Annotated in this window: 17 protein-coding genes; 11 read left to right on the forward strand and 6 right to left on the reverse strand. The window is 55.9% G+C overall.

Annotation, left to right across the window (positions count from 1 at the left end):
• Positions 1–194 precede the first annotated feature (194 nt).
• From phnC to phnE (BLR08_RS00105), 3 genes are read left to right on the forward strand one after another with little or no spacing between them, the layout of a single operon-like run.
• Complete coding sequence (phnC, locus tag BLR08_RS00095) at positions 195–965, forward strand: phosphonate ABC transporter ATP-binding protein (protein WP_072338074.1); 771 nt, start codon at positions 195–197, stop codon at positions 963–965.
• Entirely contained in the window at positions 965–1,756 is a 792-nt protein-coding gene (gene phnE, locus BLR08_RS00100) for a phosphonate ABC transporter, permease protein PhnE (RefSeq protein ID WP_072338075.1), read from the forward strand. The genes phnC and phnE (BLR08_RS00100) overlap by 1 nt, the downstream gene beginning before the upstream one ends.
• On the forward strand, positions 1,753–2,547 hold the full coding sequence (phnE, locus tag BLR08_RS00105) for a phosphonate ABC transporter, permease protein PhnE (RefSeq protein WP_072338076.1): 795 nt from the start codon (positions 1,753–1,755) through the stop codon (positions 2,545–2,547). Before phnE (BLR08_RS00100) ends, phnE (BLR08_RS00105) begins: the two co-directional genes overlap by 4 nt.
• 95 nt (positions 2,548–2,642) lie before the next feature.
• On the opposite strand, the gene BLR08_RS00110 is transcribed toward phnE (BLR08_RS00105), so the two are convergent.
• Positions 2,643–3,566 carry a LysR family transcriptional regulator gene (locus BLR08_RS00110; protein WP_256257848.1) on the reverse strand — a complete coding sequence of 308 codons (924 nt, stop codon included), beginning with the start codon at positions 3,564–3,566 and terminating at the stop codon, positions 2,643–2,645.
• A gap of 126 nt (positions 3,567–3,692) precedes the next feature.
• On the opposite strand from BLR08_RS00110, the gene thrC reads away from it, so the two are divergent.
• A complete protein-coding gene (thrC, locus tag BLR08_RS00115) occupies positions 3,693–4,946 on the forward strand; it encodes a threonine synthase (RefSeq protein WP_083537566.1) in 1,254 nt (417 codons plus the stop codon).
• A gap of 238 nt (positions 4,947–5,184) precedes the next feature.
• On the opposite strand, the gene BLR08_RS00120 is transcribed toward thrC, so the two are convergent.
• Positions 5,185–6,153: a phosphate/phosphite/phosphonate ABC transporter substrate-binding protein gene (locus BLR08_RS00120; RefSeq protein ID WP_072338078.1), complete on the reverse strand. Its 969-nt coding sequence runs from the start codon at positions 6,151–6,153 to the stop codon at positions 5,185–5,187.
• A gap of 201 nt (positions 6,154–6,354) precedes the next feature.
• On the opposite strand from BLR08_RS00120, the gene BLR08_RS00125 reads away from it, so the two are divergent.
• Together BLR08_RS00125 and BLR08_RS00130 are read left to right on the forward strand one after the other, a co-directional pair.
• Positions 6,355–7,965 (forward strand): bifunctional metallophosphatase/5'-nucleotidase, encoded by a 1,611-nt coding sequence (locus BLR08_RS00125; RefSeq protein WP_072338079.1) that lies wholly within the window; start codon positions 6,355–6,357, stop codon positions 7,963–7,965.
• Positions 7,966–8,698: 733 nt separating this feature from the next.
• A complete protein-coding gene (locus tag BLR08_RS00130) occupies positions 8,699–8,983 on the forward strand; it encodes a CD3324 family protein (RefSeq protein WP_072338080.1) in 285 nt (94 codons plus the stop codon).
• A 152-nt stretch (positions 8,984–9,135) separates the two neighbouring features.
• Here BLR08_RS00130 and BLR08_RS00135 read toward each other — a convergent pair whose 3' ends face one another.
• Positions 9,136–9,912 carry a sulfite exporter TauE/SafE family protein gene (locus BLR08_RS00135; protein ID WP_072338081.1) on the reverse strand — a complete coding sequence of 259 codons (777 nt, stop codon included), beginning with the start codon at positions 9,910–9,912 and terminating at the stop codon, positions 9,136–9,138.
• A 296-nt stretch (positions 9,913–10,208) separates the two neighbouring features.
• Between BLR08_RS00135 and BLR08_RS00140 the strand changes: the two genes are divergently transcribed.
• Entirely contained in the window at positions 10,209–10,610 is a 402-nt protein-coding gene (locus tag BLR08_RS00140; protein WP_072338082.1) for a gamma-glutamylcyclotransferase family protein, read from the forward strand.
• A gap of 30 nt (positions 10,611–10,640) precedes the next feature.
• On the opposite strand, the gene BLR08_RS00145 is transcribed toward BLR08_RS00140, so the two are convergent.
• The gene (locus BLR08_RS00145; RefSeq protein WP_072338083.1) at positions 10,641–11,024 is read right to left on the reverse strand and encodes a hypothetical protein; all 384 of its coding nucleotides are present in this window, start codon (positions 11,022–11,024) and stop codon (positions 10,641–10,643) included.
• A 213-nt stretch (positions 11,025–11,237) separates the two neighbouring features.
• Between BLR08_RS00145 and BLR08_RS00150 the strand changes: the two genes are divergently transcribed.
• The 3 genes from BLR08_RS00150 (at position 11,238) to BLR08_RS00160 (ending at position 15,171) form a co-directional block, all read left to right on the forward strand.
• Positions 11,238–11,636, forward strand: a complete 399-nt coding sequence (locus tag BLR08_RS00150; protein ID WP_072338084.1) for a response regulator — start codon at positions 11,238–11,240, stop codon at positions 11,634–11,636.
• Positions 11,637–11,714: 78 nt separating this feature from the next.
• Positions 11,715–13,403 (forward strand): diguanylate cyclase, encoded by a 1,689-nt coding sequence (locus BLR08_RS00155; protein ID WP_072338085.1) that lies wholly within the window; start codon positions 11,715–11,717, stop codon positions 13,401–13,403.
• A 223-nt stretch (positions 13,404–13,626) separates the two neighbouring features.
• Positions 13,627–15,171, forward strand: a complete 1,545-nt coding sequence (locus tag BLR08_RS00160) for a methyl-accepting chemotaxis protein (protein WP_371116994.1) — start codon at positions 13,627–13,629, stop codon at positions 15,169–15,171.
• Between the two features lie 150 nt (positions 15,172–15,321).
• Here BLR08_RS00160 and BLR08_RS00165 read toward each other — a convergent pair whose 3' ends face one another.
• Positions 15,322–16,359 carry a ribonucleotide-diphosphate reductase subunit beta gene (locus BLR08_RS00165; protein WP_072338086.1) on the reverse strand — a complete coding sequence of 346 codons (1,038 nt, stop codon included), beginning with the start codon at positions 16,357–16,359 and terminating at the stop codon, positions 15,322–15,324.
• Positions 16,360–16,479: 120 nt separating this feature from the next.
• Positions 16,480–18,705 carry a ribonucleoside-diphosphate reductase subunit alpha gene (locus BLR08_RS00170; protein WP_072338087.1) on the reverse strand — a complete coding sequence of 742 codons (2,226 nt, stop codon included), beginning with the start codon at positions 18,703–18,705 and terminating at the stop codon, positions 16,480–16,482.
• A gap of 408 nt (positions 18,706–19,113) precedes the next feature.
• On the opposite strand from BLR08_RS00170, the gene BLR08_RS00175 reads away from it, so the two are divergent.
• Positions 19,114–20,787, forward strand: coding sequence for a copper resistance CopC/CopD family protein (locus tag BLR08_RS00175; protein ID WP_176835373.1), 1,674 nt, complete (start codon positions 19,114–19,116; stop codon positions 20,785–20,787).
• Positions 20,788–20,792: the final 5 nt, after the last annotated feature.

Here is a 20,792-nt window from a genome sequence, read left to right on the forward strand (position 1 = left end):
TTCGGTCTTGACGGGGGAGGATCAGGCCGGGCGTGGTCTATGAAACGGGTCAGCGTATCGCAGCGGGGAGAACAGGGAAAGCTACTGGGAAAATTAAGGTTGCGTAAATGCGAAATCAAGAAGAGGATAATTGCGTTTGATGTCGAATAATTTTGTGTTGGACACTCCAAACAAAAGGGGATTTATGGCAGCTGATGATCGAATTCAAGCAAGTATCCAAAGTTTATCCTAACGGAACCGTGGGCTTGAACAAGCTGAATCTAACGATCCACAAAGGCGAATTTGTGGTGATTGTAGGCTTGTCGGGAGCGGGCAAATCGACTATGCTCCGCTCGATTAACCGGCTTCACGAAATTACCGACGGTCAAATATTTATAGACGGACGTTCCATCACCGCCGCATCGGGAGCGGAGCTGCGCAGAATGCGCCGGGATATCGGGATGATCTTCCAGAGCTTCAATCTGGTCAAGCGCTCCACGGTGCTGCGCAACGTACTCTCCGGCCGGGTCGGCTACCACTCAACGCTTCGCACGCTGCTCGGACTGTTCCCGAAGGAAGACATTGAGCTGGCGTTCAACGCGCTGGAGCGGGTCAACATTATGAACAAAGCGTACTCCCGCGCCGATGAGCTGTCCGGGGGCCAGCAGCAGCGCGTATCGATCGCCCGTGCGCTGGCGCAGGAAGCCAAGATCATCCTGGCGGACGAGCCTGTCGCTTCCCTTGATCCGCTCACGACGCGCCAGGTGATGGACGACTTGAAGCGGATCAATCAGGAGCTGGGCATTACGACGATCGTCAATCTGCACTTTATCGATCTGGCGCGGGAATATGCAACGCGCATCATTGGGCTGCGCGCTGGCGAAGTCGTATTCGACGGGCCGGTTGCGGAAGCGACGGACGAGAAGTTTTCGGAAATATACGGCCGGGCGATCAAGAAGGACGAGCTTCTCGGGGGGGATGCGTGATGACGGATTCCGACCGCAAACGCGTACTGCAGAAGCCTTCGCGGATGAAGTCGTACATGACGACGCTGCTTCTTATCGTGCTGCTCTGGTGGAGCGCGGAGAATACGGATTCGAGCCTGCCCAGGCTGATCAGCGGCGCTCCCGAGATGGGCAAGCTGCTCGTCGAGATGGTGCCCCCGGATTGGAGCTATATCGATGTCGTCTGGGCGCCTATGATGGAGACGGTTCAGATGGCGGTTATCGGGACGACGATCGGCGGGCTGCTGGCCATTCCGATCGCGCTGCTCGCCGCGAGCAACGTTGTGCGCACGCCGTGGCTTTATCAGCCGGCGCGCTTTATTTTGAACCTGATCCGCACGATCCCCGAGCTGCTGTTCGCCGGCTTGTTCGTAGCGGTATTCGGGATCGGCGCGATCCCGGGGATTTTGGCGCTGATCTTCTTCTCCTTCGGTCTCGTTGCCAAGCTGACCTATGAATCGATCGAGGCTATCGACCCCGGTCCGCTGGAGGCGATGACCGCCGTTGGCGCGAATAAGGCGCAATGGATTCAATTTGGCGTAGTTCCTCAGGTAGCTGCGCAGTATATGGCTTATTTTCTGTACACGTTCGAGGTCAATGTACGCGCGGCAGCCGTGCTCGGACTCGTGGGAGCGGGCGGCATAGGGCTGTTTCTCGACCGCACGCTGCAGCAATTCCGGTATGATCGCTCTTCGCTTATCATCCTATTGACGCTGGCGATCGTTCTGATCATCGACTATGTCAGCACCAAGGTAAGGGAGAAGCTGCTATGACAACGAGACCTGTTCCACCCAAAAAGTTCCGTATCCGTTATTGGCTTGTCGCGCTGATCGTTCTGGCGGTTTACGTATGGTCGTTCACCGGCATCGAGTATACCGGCTTGACACAAAGCGCAGGCAAAGACTTTGCAACTATTTTGCGCGGACTATTTAATCCCGACTGGGGATTTGTTTACGATCCGGAAGGCGAGGATTTGCTGAGAGGTTTGCTGGATACGCTGGGCATCTCGATTATCGGGACGTTTATCTCGGCTATTCTCTGTGTCCCGTTCGCTTTCTGGGCGGCAGCGAATATGAGCCGCCACCGCTGGGTAACGGGCAGCGGAAAGTTTATGCTCAGCTTGATCCGGACTTTCCCGGAAATCGTGATGGCCATTATCTTTATTAAAGCGGTAGGCCCCGGCGCTTATGCGGGCGTGCTCGCCCTCGGGCTGCATTCGATCGGAATGCTCGGCAAGCTGTATTCCGAGGCGATCGAGAACCTTGATCTCGGACCGTCGGAGGCATTGACCGCCTGCGGGGCTAATCGTCTGCAGGTGCTGTGGTTCGCCGTTATGCCGCAGGTGCTGCCGCATTTCTTCTCGTTCGCGCTCTACCGCTTCGAGATCAATATCCGTTCCGCGTCTATTCTCGGCTTGATCGGAGCAGGCGGTATCGGGGCTCCGCTGATCTTTGCGCTGGAGGCGCGCGCCTGGAACCGGGTCGGCATCATATTGCTCGGGATCATCGTGATGGTTACGATCATCGATATCATTTCCTCTTCGATTCGCAGACGTCTGGTCTAACTGAACCGGCGATTCCCGCGCTTGCCGGAAGCTTGCAAGAGAAGCCCTGCTTTCCGTTATTTCGGAAAACGGGGCTTTTGCTGCTTGCAGGAGCTTCAGTCTTCGATGCCTGAGACGGGATGCGCGAATATCCAGGCCAGAAAGCGCTCGGCTTGGACGGATAGCGGATCGCCGTCCCGCCAATACACGGCCAGCGGATTGGTTATCGGAGGGCCGGGAACCTGGACCCGCACCCGGGCGACTTCTCCGCGGGCGATGAACTCCCGAACCTCGGTCGCGGAAGCAAATAGCGTCCCGTAGCCGGCCGCTACGGCGCGCACCGCTTCATTCATGCCTCCGAGCTCAAGTCCGATGCGCGGCATGTCCACATGCCGGGACCTGCATAAGGAAATCAGCATGCTGCGGGTAGAGCTGCCTTCCTCCCGCATAATGAAAGGCTCCTGCAGCATCTCGCCAAGAGTCGTCTCCCGGTCTGCCAGACGATGGCCAGGCGGCACGACGAACCACATCGGGTCCTCGGCAAGAGCTTTACGGACGAGGCCCTTGCCGGCCTCCAGACGGCCTCCTACAAAGGCAAGCTCCGCTTCGTAGGTAAGCAGCATATCCAGCGCGCGGTCCGCATTGCTCGTATGCAGTATAAGCTTGACGTTCTCGGCCGCCCGCTTGAAGCCCGACATCCAGGCGGGCAGCAGAAAGTTGGCCGGCAGATAAGTGGCGGCCAGCCGCAGGCTGCCGGTGCGTCCTTCCCGGTATTCATGGATCAGCAGGCTCAGCTCATCCTCCAGCGCTACGAGCCGTCTAGCCTGCAGCGCGACAAATTGCCCGGCTTCTGTCAGCAGAATGCCTCTTCCCCGGGAGGCGAGCAGCGTCAGACCCACCTCCTGCTCCAGCTTGCGCAGCTGCATCGTGACGGCGGGCTGGCTGATGCGCAGCAGCTCCGCGGCTTTCGTGACGCTGCCTGTGCGGGCGACAGCGTCGAGAAGCTGCAGTCCATGGGGATTTATGCGTAGCGGCTTCAAGCGGTCTCATCCTTCCTGGATCAGATTCATAATATAAATTTATATTTCGTTAAATTAAATATATTATACTTATCATAGCTCATGCCTTATGGTGATGTAAAAGAGAAAGGTGTGAGCGCAATGAGATTGAAAATGGTGTGTGCCGAATGTGCGGAAGAAAAGCCGCTGGACTCCGTGGCCTTCAGCTGCCGCTGCGGCGGTCTTATGCAGATCGTGCAGGAAGGCGCCAACTGGGACGCGGAGAAGCTGAAGCGAATTTTCGACGAGCGGCTGAAGGAGCGGGGAACGCTGCAGGCAAGCGGTGTGTGGCGATATAAAGAGCTGATTCATCCGGAGCTTCCTCTCCATGCCGCGGTCACAAGGAATGAAGGAAACACCGGACTGTATGCGTCGGAGCAGGTAAGAGCTTATGCAGGAGTACGCAGGCTATGGCTGAAGGCGCAGAGCGAAAATCCGAGCGGCTCGTTCAAAGACAACGGCATGGTCGTCGCCGTATCTCAGGGACTTTCCTTGGGATACAGCAGATTCGCCTGTTCCTCGACAGGAAATACTTCGGCTTCGCTCGCCATGTATGCGGCCTGGGGCGGAGCCGAAGCTTATGTATTCGTCCCCGAGCATGGAGTGGCTGCAGGGAAGATCGGCCAAACGCTGGCATACGGCGGCCGGATGATACGCTTTTCCGGGACATACGACGATGGAATCGCATTCTTGCAGCGGCATGCGGCTGATCTGGGCCTGTATGTATGCAATTCGGTCAATCCGTGGCGGATCGAAGGGCAGAAGAGCATCGGCTACGAGATCGCCCAGCAGCTTGGCTGGAGGCTGCCTGACTGGCTCGTGCTGCCGGGCGGCGCGCTAAGCAATATGACGGCGCTTGGCAAAGGATTAAAGGAGCTGCTCGCCGTAGGGCTGATCGATAAGCTGCCGCGAATTGCCGTCGTGCAGGCGGAGGGAGCGTCTCCCTTCCACCGGATGGTGGCATCAGGCGCAGACGTGCTCGTGCCTGAGCCGTCTCCCCGAACGCGGGCCAGCGCGCTATGTATCGGGCATCCGCCCAGCTGGAGAAAAGCCGCCGCGCTGCTCAGGGATTTCGACGGGGTTACGGTGTCGGTGACCGATGAAGAGATTTTCGCGGCAAAGCGGGTGGCGGATCGATCCGGCATCGGCTGCGAACCCGCATCGGCGGCATCTGTTGCCGGACTGCGCAAGCTTCAAGAGGCGGGTGTGGTGGACAGGGAGGCTGAGGCTGCATGCATCTTGACCGGACATATGCTGAAGGATCAGGAAGCGATGTTTATGTACCTGGAGGATGAACGGGATCTTAAAGGAGAGAAGCGGGAAGAACTGCGCCCGGAAGCGGTTCGCGCGTTGTTCTCTTAAATGGGGCCAGGGCCAGGAAATTCGGCGGAAGAAAGGCGATCCCGTTCGCAACATAAACTGCTCCTGATCGGAGCCGCCCAATACGATTTCTTATAGCTCAAGAGGTGAACAACCACCGGAGCTTATACTTGCTGAGCTTTGCAGTAAAAACACAGCCCCCGCATAATTGCGGAGGCTGTGTTTGGTTGCTCTTGCCATATGGACGCCACGGGGGCAGCTCAGGTTCGGACAGCCGATATTACTGGCCTACACCCTTGGAGTATTCACGGACGATATCGAAATTTTTATCGTCGGACTTCACGTAGCCGCGGTGCGAGTATACTTCGTAAATGATTTTGCCGCCTTCCGGATCTTTGCCGATCTCGATGAATGCATTGGCAATCTTGTCCTTCCAGGCTTGGCTCATATCGGTGCGCACAGTGATTGTATCGTTAGGAATTTTGGAAGTAAAGGCGAGCACGCGGGTTTGCTCGAACACGTCCGGCTTGTCTTTCTTGACCGTGTTGCGGGCATCCTGGAAAATAGCCGCAGCGTCGGTTTGGCCGTTCAATACGGCGAGAACGCCCTTGTCATGGCCTTTAACTTCGATACCTTTGACATCCTTCTCCGGGTCGACGCCGGCTTTCTTCATATCATTAGCCGGCCATACGAAGCCTGCCGAGGAGGTTACCCCCTGCCATGCGATCGATTTGCCTTTCAGATCGGCCAGCGTTTTGATCGGAGAATCCTTCTTGACGATAATCATCGCCTTGTAGAAATCTACGAGCTCGGTCGTCTCCGCGCCTGTAGCGTCGTCGATGCCATAGCGCTGGGCTTGCAGCAGCAGATCGGCCGCCTTCTTCTCATCATGCGCGAGCACATAAGCGTTGGGAGGCAGGAAGCCGATATCAACCTGCTTGGACGCCATAGCTTCGATAACGGTATTGTAGTTGGTCGAGACGGTTACCTTAACCGGGATGCCGAGCTTGTCCCCCAGCAGCTTCTCCAATGGCTTAGCCTTGGCTTCGAGTGTTTCAGCGCTTTGCGAAGGGACGAATTGGACGCGAAGCTCCTTCGGTTCGAAGCCTTTGGCTGCGGGCGCCTCCTGTTTGTTATCGGACGGAGCGGGAGTTTGTCCGCCCGGCGTCTCGGTTTTCGTGCCGCAGCCGACGGCGATTCCGGCCGTCAGGATCAAGGAAAGGCTGAGAGCCGCCATTCTTTTAAACATAACAATTGACCTCCTGTTAATTCTGTTAATGTGTCAAACACCTATGACTATACCACAAATTGGAGCGAGGAATCATTAAAATTTTGTGAAAGCAGCCGAATGTGTCACGATAACTGACCCATATCTCACATTGTAGCTCTTTTTCCCTGTATTTGTTAAGATAAGAGAAATCAAACTACAAAACTGGAGCTGACCTCTGCTGTGACTCATTCCCATCAATCCGAAATCACCATCACCGTATTGGAAACGACCGACATTCACGGGAATATCATGCCCATTCAATATGCAAATCATAAGCCGACCGAAACGGGATTAGCCAAGCTGGCGACTTTGATTCGCGCCGAACGCAGGAAGGCGGAGCATATGCTCCTTATCGACAACGGTGACCTGATCCAGGGGACGCCGCTCGCTTATCATCATGCCCGCTTGAACGGGGACCAGCCGAATCCGATGATCGCTTGTCTCAATGAGCTGGACTATGACGCCGCTGTCGTCGGGAATCATGAATTCAATTATGGGATGGGGCTGCTTCGCAAGGCGGCCGCGGAATCCAACTTTCCTTGGCTGTGCGCCAATATTACGAAGGAGACTGACGGACAGCCGTTTCTCGGCAAGCCGTACATCATCAAGACATTCGGAGAAGTCAAGGTGGCCGTGCTGGGGCTTACGACTCCTTATATCCCCAACTGGGAGAAAGCCGAGCATATAGCGGGGTTGCGCTTCGAGGATGCCGTGCAGACGGCCGGGCGCTGGGTGTCCGAGCTGCGTCAGCGGGAGGGGGCGGACATCGTGATCGTTTCCTACCACGGGGGCTTCGAGCGGCACCTGGAGACGGGGGAGGCGACGGAGCCGCAGACCGGCGAGAATCAGGGCTATGCGCTGTGCCTGGAGGTGGATGGCATCGATCTGCTGCTGACCGGCCATCAGCATCGAACGATCGCCGGGACGAAAGTCTGCGGAGTCCCCGTGCTGCAGCCGGGCAGCGCAGGCGGCTGGATCGGCAAGGCGGTTTTGCGCGTGAAGCGCGATACGGAGGGCCGCTGGCGCATAGCGGATGTAGAGTCCGAACTGCTTTCTCCTCAAGGAGCGCCGGCCGATTCCCGTATATTGGAGCTTGCAGAGCCGCATGAGCGGTTGACTCAGGTTTGGCTGGATCAGCCGATCGGGCGGCTGGTCGGAGAGATGCGCGTGCTTGATCCGATGGATGTCCGGCTGCGGGAGCATCCGCTGATCGAATTTATCAACCGGGTCCAGATGGACATATCAGGCGCGCCTATATCCAATACGGCGCTGTTCGACAACATATCGCCGGGATTCCCGGAGCACATCACGATGCGCGATATCGTATCCAACTATATTTATCCGAATACGCTGCAGGTGATTCAGGTAAGAGGAAGGGATATTGAGGCCGCCTTAGAGCAGACGGCCGGTTATTTCGAAACCTATCATGGACAAGGGGATATTCGAGTCAGCGCCGCATTCAGCGATCCGAAGCCGCAGCACTACAATTACGACATGTGGGAAGGGATCGAATATACGCTCGATATATCGAAGCCCGTCGGCCAGCGGGTCACGAAGCTGCGGTTCCAGGATGCCCCGCTTGATCCTGACGGTCTGTACGAGGTGGTTATGAACAACTACCGCGCTGCCGGAGGGGGCAATTATGCGATGTTCCAGCGCAAGCCGGTGGTCAAGGATATTCCGACCGATATGGCGGAGCTGCTGGCGGGGTACATCATGGAGCGGGGAACGATCGAAGCAACGCTGAACCGGAACTGGGAAGTGGTCTGGGACGGGAAGCCCCGGGAGTAAAGCGCAAAGCATTAAAACGCCGGAATAAGCCGGTATAAAATATATATAATTATTCTCCACCTTGCGGGAGCCGGTCCCCATATGAGTTAATAGTACTTGTAGCAGGCCAGCTAACACTCTACGAAAGGAGTGATCGGAAACGATGATGACAACAAGCGAGGTGGTCTCTGCGTAAGCGGAGACCTTGTGCAGAAGAGCTTTGGACGTGGAGTCCGGTGCCGGATGCGGAAGTGTCCGGCAGCTTTTCGGGGGCCTCTCGGGGCCCCTCCTAATTTCTTCCCGACGATTCCTTGGCGGAAACGCCTTTTCGAGGATAGACATATTTGGAAAGAATAGTTTATAATATGGAATATGCTTCAAGCATACATTTTAACGAAGGGAGTGGCGTGTGATGTCGGTAGTATTCAACACGGCCTTGATGATTAGAGTAAGAGGATTTGAAGACAAGTGAATAAGCATTTTCTCCATCACCGTCACCTGAAACCCGTCTTTTACAGGAACTGAACATAAAGAGGCATTCGGGCACGCATCGGCAGATCGTGTTTTTTTTTGTTTGCTGGATCTGCGGAGCGGGAAGCCCCCTTGAAAAGCTTCGACAGAGGTTTTTTTGTATGCCCTCAAGACCTAAGTGAATCCTGTGTATCCAAGGGCACATTCATAGGAGGTGTGAAGATGAAAATGCTGACGACTTTCGGAAGTAACGCCAATACGGCGCGAAAGGAGGCATTCATCGGTGGGGTACAAGAATGGGAAGGATATATTGCCACCTAACCTGCTTAAGCAGCTGCAGGACTACATACAAGGCGAGATCATCTACGTACCGAAGAAGGATCAGACCCGTGCGGGCTGGGGCGAGAACAACGGCACCCGGCTGACGATTCAGAAGCGGAACCATGAGATATTCCGGCTGTATCAGAACGGTTACTCCGTGACGGAGCTGATCGGCAAGTTCCACTTAAGCGAAGACAGCATTCGCAAAATTATTGTCAAAACCCGCGGACTCGCGGCGAGACCTTAACTTGAATAGGCGAAAGCGGTGCATAGGCGGCATGGCAACGGTTGGATTGCGGCCGCCGGCAGCATCGATGGATAGCTTAGCGACAGAGCCAGAAGTGGATGCTTTTGGCTTTTTTTGCATGGGCGGGGCGTAAAGCTCACGGACGGATAGGGTTATAGAAAGGAAATGCCGGTCAGCTTGATGCCGCTGATCAGGATAATGGCGGCCATGACGGTACGCAGCGGCTTGGCGGGAACTTTCGCCGACAAGGTGCTGCCGACCAGCACGCCGGGGATAGAGCCGGCCAGCAGGTTGAAGGCCAGCATATAATCGATGTTGCCGAACCCCGCATGCATGATGCCGGCGGCGGATACGAGCAGAAAGGCATGCACGATATCGGTGCCGACGAGCTCGGCGGCCTTAAGTCTGTAGAAAAACATCATGGCGAGAGCGAACAGGGAACCCGAGCCGATCGAGGTCAAGCCGACGATAAAGCCCAGTACAATGCCGATCAGGATAGACAGCCCTTTCTTGTCGGCAAGCGGCTTATCCTGAAGGGAGTTCGGACGGGCAGGCATAATCCATACCTTGGCAAGGCTCAAGATAGCGACGACGATCAGAACGATGCCCAGCGAATGCTTGATGATCGCGTCCTGGTAGCCTTGCAGCGGAGGGAAAAATTTCAACAGCAGGATCGCCAGAACGGCGCTTGGCACGCTCCCCAAGGCCAGATGCTTGACAAGGGTAACGTTCACCGTCTTCTGACGCACATGCTGGATGCTGCCGAACAGCTTGGTAACCGAGTTATAGAAGAGATCTGTGGCTACCGCAACGGTAGGCTGTATGCCCAAAAACACCAGGAGCGGGGTTAATAAAGCGGCTCCGCCTACTCCTGTCAGTCCGACAAGCAGCCCGACAAGCGCTCCCATTAAAACGATACTCATATCCATGCTTAATCCCACCTCAAGTTATCTTGTCGGTCAGACTCATTATAATACCAAGTTAACCGATGTGCAATTAATAATTTGTTAAAAATGGATGTTCTCTGTGCTTACTATATGTAGGAGGTGGAGGTTCTGGTTCCCGTTAGGCAAGCCGAATATCCCGTTTCCGAGGGACGCAGATGATAAAGTGTGTCGCATCCGTCGAACATGTTACAGGGACAAAGATAGTCCCGTCTTCCTGAGAAAGAGCGGGACGCGTATGGTATGATGAAAGCAACCTTCGGCCAAAGGAGTGGTCAGCCTTGATCCCTGTGTTTGTATATGGAACCTTGCTGGTGGGAGAAGTCAATCATCATGTGGTCGCTCCGTATGTGCTGTCGGTGCGTCCGGGTGCGGTGCCGGGAATGCTGCTGGATGCCGGAGATTACCCTGCTCTAGTATTGTCGGGCCCAAGCGGGTGCGGGCTGGTGAAGGGCGAATGGATAATTATAGCTCAGGAAGGACTGGGCAAGTTGGACGAGCTGGAGGAATATTATGGACCGGGCGAGCGCAACGAATATGAGCGCATATGGATTCGCGACGGGTTGCGGGAAGAACGGGAGGGCTGGACTTACGTATGGAGGGAGACGCGCGGATATCCGATCATCGAGGGCGGATCATGGCGCCTTCATGCCGGGAAAGGAAAGAGGCCCCTCTCGACGTAAGAAGGGCCTTCCGGAGTTTCGCCGCGCCGTTTAGGCGCGTACGGAGAATCGCTTCCAATCCTCTTTCTCCGATTTTTTGATTATCTCGGTAATTCGCATGACGATGGCGTTTGCGTTTTCTTCCCCGATCGACAGGGTCAACTGCTCGAAGGACAGATTGTCCTGATGGAGTTTCCGCGTAACGGAGCTTTCCTTGTACCAGGCTTCGGTGATGGCGAAGGAGCCTTCTTTTTTCAGCCAAATCTCGTGATAGTATTGATCCCGCTCATTCTGAGTAGTGAGAGTGAGGTAATACGCCTGCATCGGGATACGGGGATCGGAGAGGCGCTGACTGACGACCGATCCCGAGGAGACAGGCTGACCGAAAGATACATATCGGGAGACTTTCCGGATTAATTGATCGACAGAATGCATAAATGTTATCCCCTTATAGGACGTTTGTCCTAATATTTCAATACTATTCATAAAGATATCTTTATATTTATAATATCATAGTTCTTTAGGATTATAAAGCCTGCATTTTCCATCTCATCCGTTCGCCGCAATTTTCTTTTTCGTTCCAAACATTGTGGTTCATGTTATAATGTAGGTAAACGATCAGGATGAATAGAAGCGGGGAGAATGTGAATGAATCCCAGAAAAATTTTACTTGCCGACGACGAGGAAGCGCTGCGGTTTTTGCTTACGGAAACGCTTGCCGACGAAGGTTACGACATCATGGAGGCGGCCGATGGCCAGGAGGCTGTGGAGCTGCTGAGCGAAAATGATTATGATCTGGTTATTTTGGACTATATGATGCCGGAGAGAACGGGTGTCGAAGTTTGCGAATGGCTGCGCAGTCAGCCCGGCTCCAACCGCAATGCGCCGGTCATTCTCTTGACTGCCAAAGCGCTCGACAAGGATCGCGAACGGGCCAGGGAAGCTGGCGTTACCCAATACATCGTCAAGCCCTTCAGTCCGCTGCAGCTGGTGGAAACGGTTGAAGAGCTTATCGAGCAGCGTTCGCCCCAGGAGGGGATTACATAATTATGGATATAGATCGGGAGTGTGCTAAGTTTGCGTCACAGCTCAGATGAGGATAGGGCCGCGAGAGAGCGGCGGTTAATGAAGGAAGGCAAGCGCAGGTATGTGGAGGAGCTCGGCCTTCAGCTGGCACAGCTTAGGGAGTGGCTGTCTTCGGATGTGGAGCCCGGACAAATGATGGAGCATGCGAGGAGAGTATATCGTGTCGCTCATACGCTAAAGGGCAGTGCTCCGATGTTCGGCTTCGTCCGTGTGGGACTGGTCGCCCAGAAGCTGGCGGAGCTGTGGGAATGGAGCCAAACGGACTGGGAGCAGTGCGGCGAAGCGGTCTCCACGGACGACGGACGCAGCGCCTATCTGAGGGAGAGGTCCGTCGCTTATCTGGGCGAGCTGGAGCAGGAGCATGACATCTACAGACGCGAGCTGGAGCTGGACGAGCATCAGGAGCGCGTGCAGAAGACCTTCATGCAGACCGGAGGCGAACGGCTGCTTGTCATTGACGATGACGAAGCGCTGCGCTCCTATCTGGTGCGCAGGCTTCGAATGGACGGCTATGAAGTGGACGAGGCGGCTGATGTCGGCTCGGCGGAGAAGCTTCTGCGGGAGAAGTCCTACCAGCTGGTGACGCTTGATCTGATGATGCATCCGGCAAGCGGGTATGAGCTGTTTGAGTTTTTGAAGGAGGACCCGACGCTGAAGTGGCTGCCTTTGATTGTATTGTCGGGGCGGGAGGATGTAAGCGACAAGGTTCGCTGCTTCTATCTGGGCGCGGACGACTACGTAACCAAGCCGTTCCAATACGAGGAGCTGGCCGCGCGCATTCACAGCATGCTCAGCCGGACGAAGGCCTTCGAGCAGATGGCCTTCCGCGATCCGCTCACGGGCGTATACAACCGCCGGTTTTTCGACCATCAGATTCAGGCGGAGCTGCAGCGTATCGCCCGCTACCCGGGTCCTATTTCCCTTGCGTTTATCGATATTGACCGGTTCAAGTCCATTAACGACACCTACGGGCATCATGTCGGCGATCTTGTACTGCAAGGGTTGGCGCATCTGCTGCAGGCCAATCTGCGAAGTACGGATGTGCTGGCCCGCTTCGGAGGCGAAGAGTTCGTGATCGTCTTTCCTAATACGAGCGGCCTCGACGCCAAGCGGACGCTGGAGCATATGCTGAAGCAGGTGCAGCTGGAGCCGGTGGCCCAGAACGAGGGCCAGGCGCTGAGCATCACCTTCTCGGCAGGCATCTCGGAATGGGTCAAGGGCACGGATGTGAAGGAATGGATTGCAAGCGCGGATAATGCGATGTATGCGGCCAAGGAAAGCGGACGCAATCGCGTCGTTCTTCAGGCGGAGCGGGAGGTCAGGCCCGATGCGGACCAGCCGGCTGAGGCTCCGGCGCGCAAGCGTGTGCTGATCGCGGATGACGATAAGATCCTGCGATCGATCTTGATCGCCAAGCTGAAGAATCTGCCTATCGAATTCCAGGAGGCGATGGACGGCGAGGAGGCTTACAAGATCATGATGCGGCAGCCGGTGCATCTATGCATTCTGGACGGGGTTATGCCGCGCCTTGACGGCTACGGGCTGCTCAAGCGGCTGCAGGAGAAGGGCGAGCGTCCCGCAGGGATGAAGGTGATGCTCTTGTCCGGACGGGGCCGCGAGGAGGACGTAAGACGGGGGCTGGAGTATGGGGCTGACAGCTATATGCATAAGCCGTTCTCCATGGTGGAGTTGGAGCTGCGCGTTACCGAACTGCTGGGGCTGACTTAAAAGTCCGGAGATCAAGAGGGCGGAGAGCCGATGGGGAGCTGAAACAGCGAGTGGTCACCCCGATCGGCCGCAGGCCGCGCGTGTTCGCCGGACTTTTAAGCCCCGGCGCTTTTCCCGGCGCATTCGACGCCTTCATCGGCGGGAGAGCAGGACTCCTGTTTGTTCTGCCGGCGAAAGGCTTGGGCGTCAACTGGATTTATACTAATTAAAGGATGTGGAAGTTTTGACGGAAAAGACGGTCGATATGCTGACGATCAAAAACCGAATGACCTTGCCCGTTACGTTGGGCACCTTCATGCTGGCTTTGCTTACGCACATGCTGTTCCGATGGGTAGGGGTGTTCCAATCCCAGCACGGGGTCGATCTGGCCACCTACAGCATGAAGCTGAACAGCGTATTGGTCGCACCCGTTGTGCTGCTGGTTGTCGGCGCCATAGCGTATGCGATGGACAAGCAGCGGCTTGTGCCGGTGGCAAACGCGCTGTCCATGACATTATCCAGTGTGGCGATGATTTTTGTCGCCGGCGGTATGGTTGAATTTTTCTTCTCCATATTCATGGTCATCGCGTTGATGGCATTTTATGAAAGCACTGCGCTGATCTGGCTGATGACAGGCGTGTTTGCTCTACAGTATGCGACCGCGTTTTTCTTTTTCCCTGAGCTGGTGTTCGGTTCTGAGGGTTATGGCGTCAAGCTGCTGCTCGTTCATCTCGTCTTCCTCCTGCTGACGGCGGGAACGACGGTCTGGCAAATATCCAAGAAGAAGGTAACGGTGGCTCTGCTCGAAGCGGACAAGCTGCAGAAGCAGCAGCTGCTGGAGCAGACCTTGAATCAACTGACGGTAAGCTCGGGCCAGCTTGTTCGTTATGTCGAACACTTGAACGACAATGCGGATCGTACGCTTGTGGAAAACCGCAGCATTATGGAATCTATGCAAAGTATGGCTGCTGCGACGGAGGAGCAGGCGCAGAACAGCAATGACAGCGCCCGCGCCATGGAGGAGATGACGATCGGCGTACAGCGTGTGGCCGAATCGTCCGGCATGGTGACGGAAGCTTCGATGGGGATGGTTCGCGAAGCGGAGAAGGGCAGCGCAACGATCCATCATGCGGTGGATCAGCTGGACTCCCTGCAGGATACCACACGCCAGGTGGCCCAAGCGCTGGAGCGGCTGGAGCAGCAATCGATGCAAATCGGCGAGATTGCTACGATTATATCCGGAATCGCCTCGCAGACCAACCTGTTGGCTCTGAATGCGGCGATTGAGGCGGCTCGTGCGGGCGAGCACGGAACGGGCTTTGCCGTTGTAGCTACGGAGGTGCGCAAGCTGGCCGAGCAATCGGAGGCTTCCGCAGGACAGATCGGGGAGCTGATCGAAGAGGTTCAGCGGGCGACGTCTTCCGTCGTCGAGATCATGAAAACAGGCACCTCGGAGGTCGAAGCCGGCCATCAGGCGGTCGGAGAGGCTGGTGAAGTATTCCGGCTTATCGTAGAGGAAGCGCGCGGAGTATGCGACCAGATACAGGAAATATCTGCCTCTGCCCAGCAAATGTCGGCGGGAACGGAAGAAGTGTCGGCATCCTTGAACGAGATGGCTCGTCTGTCCGGGAACAATGCGCAAGGAGCCCGTCAGGTGCTTGCCTCCAGCCAGCATCAGCTTCAAGCGATGGAGTCTGTATCGGAAGCGACCGAGGGGTTAAGGCAGCTTGCCCGTGAACTGGAGAAAATCTGCGTTGGCTTGAACGCAGGAGATAGCAAGCGGACGTAACTGACCGGAAGAGAACGCCATGGGGCTGTCCCGAGGCATGCGGGGACCCGGGTTCCCGCTTTCCCGTCCAAGAAGCGGCGATAACAAAATGACCTCCCAATCCACGCCTTAGCGGATTGGGAGGTCATTTTGTTTAGTCGTTCCTGCCTTCTACAGATCGTCCCAATTCAGGTTGGACGACTTGCTGTAGTTCGTCACCTTTTGCTCGAAGAAGTCGGTTTTCATGCTGTTCATATTGCTGAAGCTTTCGACCCATTTCATCGGATGGTCGACGATCTCCGGATACAAAATCTCAAGACCGAGCTTGCGCAGCCGCTCATTGGACAAATATTTGATATATTGGTCGAGAATTTCATTGCTCAGCCCGTTGATCTTGTTGTTCGTGATGTACTGGCCCCACTCGATCTCATGCTCGACGGCCGTACGCATCATGCCGCGCAGGTCCTCGATCAGCTCGTCCGTGAATACCTCGGGATTCTCCTTGCGGATCTCCCGGAAGATGTTCTGGAACAAGGCCAGATGGGTCAGCTCGTCGCGCTGGATATACTTGATCTCGGACACGGTGCCGAGCATCTTGCCCTGGCGTCCGAGCGCATAGAAGAAGCTGAAACCGCTGTAGAAGTACAAGCCCTCGAGAATGTAGTTGGCCATAATGGTGCGCATCAGGTTGTCGGTCGTCGGCGATTCGATGAAGCGCTCGTACAGGTCGGTGATGAACCGGTTGCGCTTCAGCAGATGTTTGTCTTCCCGCCATTGGTTGTAGATGTCGTCGCGCACCTCAGCGGAGCAGACGCTGTCCAGGATATACGAGTAGCTCTGGCTGTGGACCGCTTCCTGGAACGTTTGCACGGTCAGGCACAGGTTAACCTCGGAGGCGGTAATATATTCGTTGATATTCGGCAGGTTTGCAGTCTGCAAGGAGTCAAGGAAAATCAGGAAGCTGATGATTTTATCATAGCTTTGGCGCTCCTCCGGCGACAGGAACTTGTAGTCCTTGGCGTCCTGGGCGAGGGGGATTTCCTCCGGAATCCAGAAATTGTTCATCATCGTCCGGTACATCTTCGTAGCCCAGTCGTATTTGACATTATTCAGCTCGATCAGATTCGTCGTGTTGCCTCCGATCATCCGGCGTTTGCCCCAGTCGCGGTCCCCGTTTTCATTGAACAGCTTTTTCTTTTGCAGATCCATATATGTACCCTCCCGATTAGAAGTCTGACACAAGGAAACAGGGGCAATTAGCCCCTGTGTAGGATTTCATTTCCCGACGGCCGTTATGCACGGTTCGCCCGTTCTCTCTGCGCTTCAGGCTTAGGCGCTGCAGCTTACGCAGTCTTCGACCTCGAGGCTCTTGTTGCGGACGTAGTAGACCGTCTTGAGCCCATGCTGCCAAGCGGCCATGTACAGCTCCAGGAATTCGCGTGCAGACAGCTCCGGCGTAATGTACAGATTGAACGACTGCGATTGGTCGATATGGCGCTGACGCGCGCCCGCTGCCTTGATGCTCCACAGTTGGTCGATGCGGTGAGCTTCCTTATAATACCACATGGTATCGGCATTCAGGTTAGGCGCCGTTTGCGGGATGACGGCATTTTTCTTCTCCTCGACGAAAAACTTGTTGAAGATCGGGTCGATGCCAGCCGTCGAGCCGGCGATCAGCGAGGTCGAAGCGGTCGGCGCGATCGCAAACATCCAGCCGTTGCGGACCCCATGCTGCGCGACCAGCTCCTTCAGCTCCTGCCACTCGGGGCTGTCATAGCCTCTCGCTTCGAAGTAAGCGCCGGATTGCCATTCGCTGCCTTCGAAGGCCGGGTAGGCGCCTTTCTCACGGGCAATCTCCATGGAAGCTTTAATCGCGTAGTAGTTCATCCATTCGTAAATTTCGCTGGCTTTCTCCACATGCTCGTCCGATTCCCAGTTGATCTTCAGCTGGGCGAGCATCTGATGATAGCCGCTGGAGCCGAGGCCGACGGCCCGGTATTTTTTGTTCGTAATTTCCGCTTGCGGAATCGGATAATAGTTCAGGTCGATGACATTGTCCATCATCCGCATCTGCGTCGTCACGACGCGCTCGATGTCTTCCTTGGTATAGACGCGCCCCAGGTTGGTCGAAGACAGGTTGCAGACGACGAAGTCGCCGCTCTTCACCTGGGAGGTGATGATGCCGTCCTCGTGCGTTGTCTGGATGATCTCCGTCGCGCTCATGTTCTGGCAAATTTCCGTACACAGGTTGGAGCAGTAGATCATGCCCTTATGCTTGTTCGGATTGGCCCGGTTCACGGTGTCGCGGAAGAAAATAAACGGCGTGCCGGTTTCGAACGAGCTGGTCAAAATCCGCTTCATAATATCGATCGCCGGAATCTCGTCCTTGGAAATCTTATCGTCGCTTACGCAGTCCAGATACCGCTGCTCCCACTCGTCGCCGAACGAGTCTTCCAGCGAGTAGCCCTTGTACTTGCGGACCTCATGCGGATCGAACAAATACCAGGAGCCGCGCTCCTGCACCGTGCGCATGAACAGGTCCGGAATGCAGACGCCTGGGAAAATGTCATGCGCCTTCATTCTGTCGTCGCCGTTGTTCGTCTTCAGATTAAGGAAGTCGAGGATATCCTTATGCCAGACGTCCAGATAGACGGCGACGGCACCGGAGCGGACGCCGAGCTGATCGACGGCGATCGCGGTATTGTTGTAGTTTTTGATCCAGGGCACGACGCCGCCGGCGACGCCTTTGAACCCGCGGATATTGGAGCCGCGGCTGCGCACCTTGCCGACATAGATGCCCATGCCGCCGCCATGCTTGGATACTTGCGCGAAGCTTTGATCCACGTTGTAGATGCCCCACAGATTATCCGGCACGGTGTCGATGAAGCAGCTAGACAGCTGATGCAGCGGCTTGCGCGCGTTGGCGAGCGTCGGCGTAGCGACCGTCATCTCCAGGCTGCTCAGCACATCGTAGAACTGCTTGGCCCAGCGGAGCTTGTCCGTTTCCTTCATGGCCAGATGCATGGCGACGCCCATGAACAGCTCCTGCGGCAGCTCCAGCACTTCCTTGTCCAGCCCGCGGATCAAATAGCGGTCGGCCAGCGTCTTAAGTCCGATATAGTTGAGCAAATAATCGCGCTCCGGCTTGATGTACGAACCGAGCTCCATAATTTCCTCGCGGCTGTAATGCTCCAGTATATAAGCGCCGTACAGCCCCATATCGGTCAAATAGGTGATAAGCGAATACAGGTCGCCGTAGCCGAAATGCCCGTATTTGCGGTTCAGACGAGCTTCCTTGTACAAATCATAGGCCAGCAGCTTGGCGGCGACATATTGCCAGTTGGGCTGCTCGACGCTTGTTTTCTCAACCGCGACTTGAATCAGCAGACGCTGAATTTCCTTGGTCGTAATCCCGTTGCGGAATAAGGGCAGCAGCGCCGTTTCCAGCTCCAGCGGATCGCATTCCGGATACGTTTCACAGGCGAAATCAATCACCTTTTTCATTTTGGAGAATACCAGCTCTTCCGGGGTGCCGTCGCGTTTGACGATAATCATGATTCCAGCTCCTCTGCAATAAGTTCAATCGGCAGGCGAATGAAGCACGCGCGCGCCTTGCGGGCAGCGGCATGCCGGTTGTGCGGGACAGCCAATAAGGCCAGCTTCAGACCTGACGGATGATGTCGAAAAAAGGGAGGGCAGCGAGCGCCCCGTCCTTGAAATGCTGGCGTGACTTTACAAATTGGATACTATATGTAGTATTAGGTAATCATTGCATATACAGCATATAGAGTATTTCCGAATGAGACAATAAATTGAATGTACATGATGGAGACGCCATCTGTCAATCTATTTAGCGAGATTTGTCGTTCATGGAATCGTTGATTTCACCCTCCCGGGGATGTGGTCCGAGGCTCCGCTTTATGCTACATTAGAGGCTGACAGGCTGAAACGGAGGTTATGGTTATGCATCGTATGCATGGTTCTGGATATTTTCGCTTGCGCGAGGGCGCTAAAGTATGGGTCTTCGTGTGGCTCATCGCGCTTGCGGCAGGCTGGCTGCTGCCGCCCGCTCCGGCGATGGCCCATGCGGGTTTGCTGCAGGCGGTGCCGGCAGCGGGCAGCGAGCTCGCTGAGCCGCCGTCGGCCGTGACGCTGACCTTTAATGAACGGCTGGAAACAGGGGTTTATTATTTGCGAGTCTATGACATGGAGAAGCGCAAGGTAACGGAACGTCCTGCCGCCATGAATGAAGCCCGGACGACCGTGACTCTGGAGCTGCCCGAGCTCGGAAAAGGGACTTATCTGGCAACCTATCATGTCATCTCGGCTGACGGTCATCCGGTACAAGGCAGCTACCTGTTCGCAGTCGGCCAAAGCCTGGATGCCCCGTCCGCCGCAAACGCCAACGAGGCGCTGGAGCAAATGCACCGGCATGGCGGGGAACTGGCAACGGGACTTGGGACGAGGGACGTGCTGCAGTTCGCAGCGCGGATCGCGTTTTTCATCTCCATGCTGACGCTGACGGGCTGGGCGCTGTGGTACCGGTGGTTCGCGCTGGGGAGGCAGGAGGCGCTGCGCGCCAAGCTGGGGAAAGTACAGGCGGGCCTGCAGCAGCTGTATGCCGTTGCCTATATTTTATTTATGGGAGCTCATCTGGGCGATCTGATCGGGGACGGCGGTACGGAAGGGCTGATCAGCCTATTTACGAAAACGACGATCGGTCCTGCCTGGCTGGCCGGGCTGGTGCTGGCGCTGCTGTCGTTCGTTTGTCTCCAGCGCGGCCCTTGGCTGACGTACATCTGGGTAGCCGCGGTCTGGCTTGGCAAAAGCCTGCTCGGTCATGCGGCCGCCTTCGAGCCCAAGAGCCAAACGCTGCTGCTCGACTGGCTGCATCTCGGGGCGTCTGCCGTCTGGGTCGGAGGACTGGTTATGCTGCTTTATTTGTTCCGCGCGGATCAGGAAGCCGCTCGGCCGCTGCTGCCGGCTTTTTCGTCGGCCGCGCTGCTGTCGATCATCGTGCTCGCCGTGACGGGAACGCTGTCAGCCTTTATTTTCCTGCCGAATATCGAATATGTGCTTGAGACCGCGTGGGGCCGCTGGCTGCTTGTCAAAACCGGCGTCGTCCTGCTGGTCGTCATAACCGCTGCGCTGATCCGGTACGCTTACCGAAAGAAGCAAGAGCGCACCGTAGGGCTTCTTATTCGGCTGGATGCGGCTTGGATGGCGTCCATTCTCATTATCGTAGGCATTTTCACCTATCTGACGCCCATGCCATCCAATGCCCCGCTGCAGTGGCATGTGATGGGCGAGCGGATTCATATGACAACCCAGATCAGTCCGAATGCGCCGGGCGTCAATGATTTTACCGTGAAGGTGTGGCTGCTGGAGCAGTTCGGCCCGCCTAAGCAGGTCATCGTCAAGCTTCAGTCGCCGGATACCCCGGATATTGCCCCGTTCGAGGTGCCCGTGACACCGGTGGAGGATACGAGCGTGGACGAGGACTTCGGCATGAAGCGATATACGTTTAAAGCGAAGGGGCCGTATCTGCCTTATGCGGGGACTTGGCATATCGAGGTTCGGGTCATGAACAGCCAGGACGATGAGACGGTTTATAAGAAAGAGATTCGTATTTATTAAAGATT

It is taken from the genome of Paenibacillus sp. cl123 (assembly GCF_900101595.1).
Taxonomy (GTDB): domain Bacteria; phylum Bacillota; class Bacilli; order Paenibacillales; family NBRC-103111; genus Paenibacillus_G.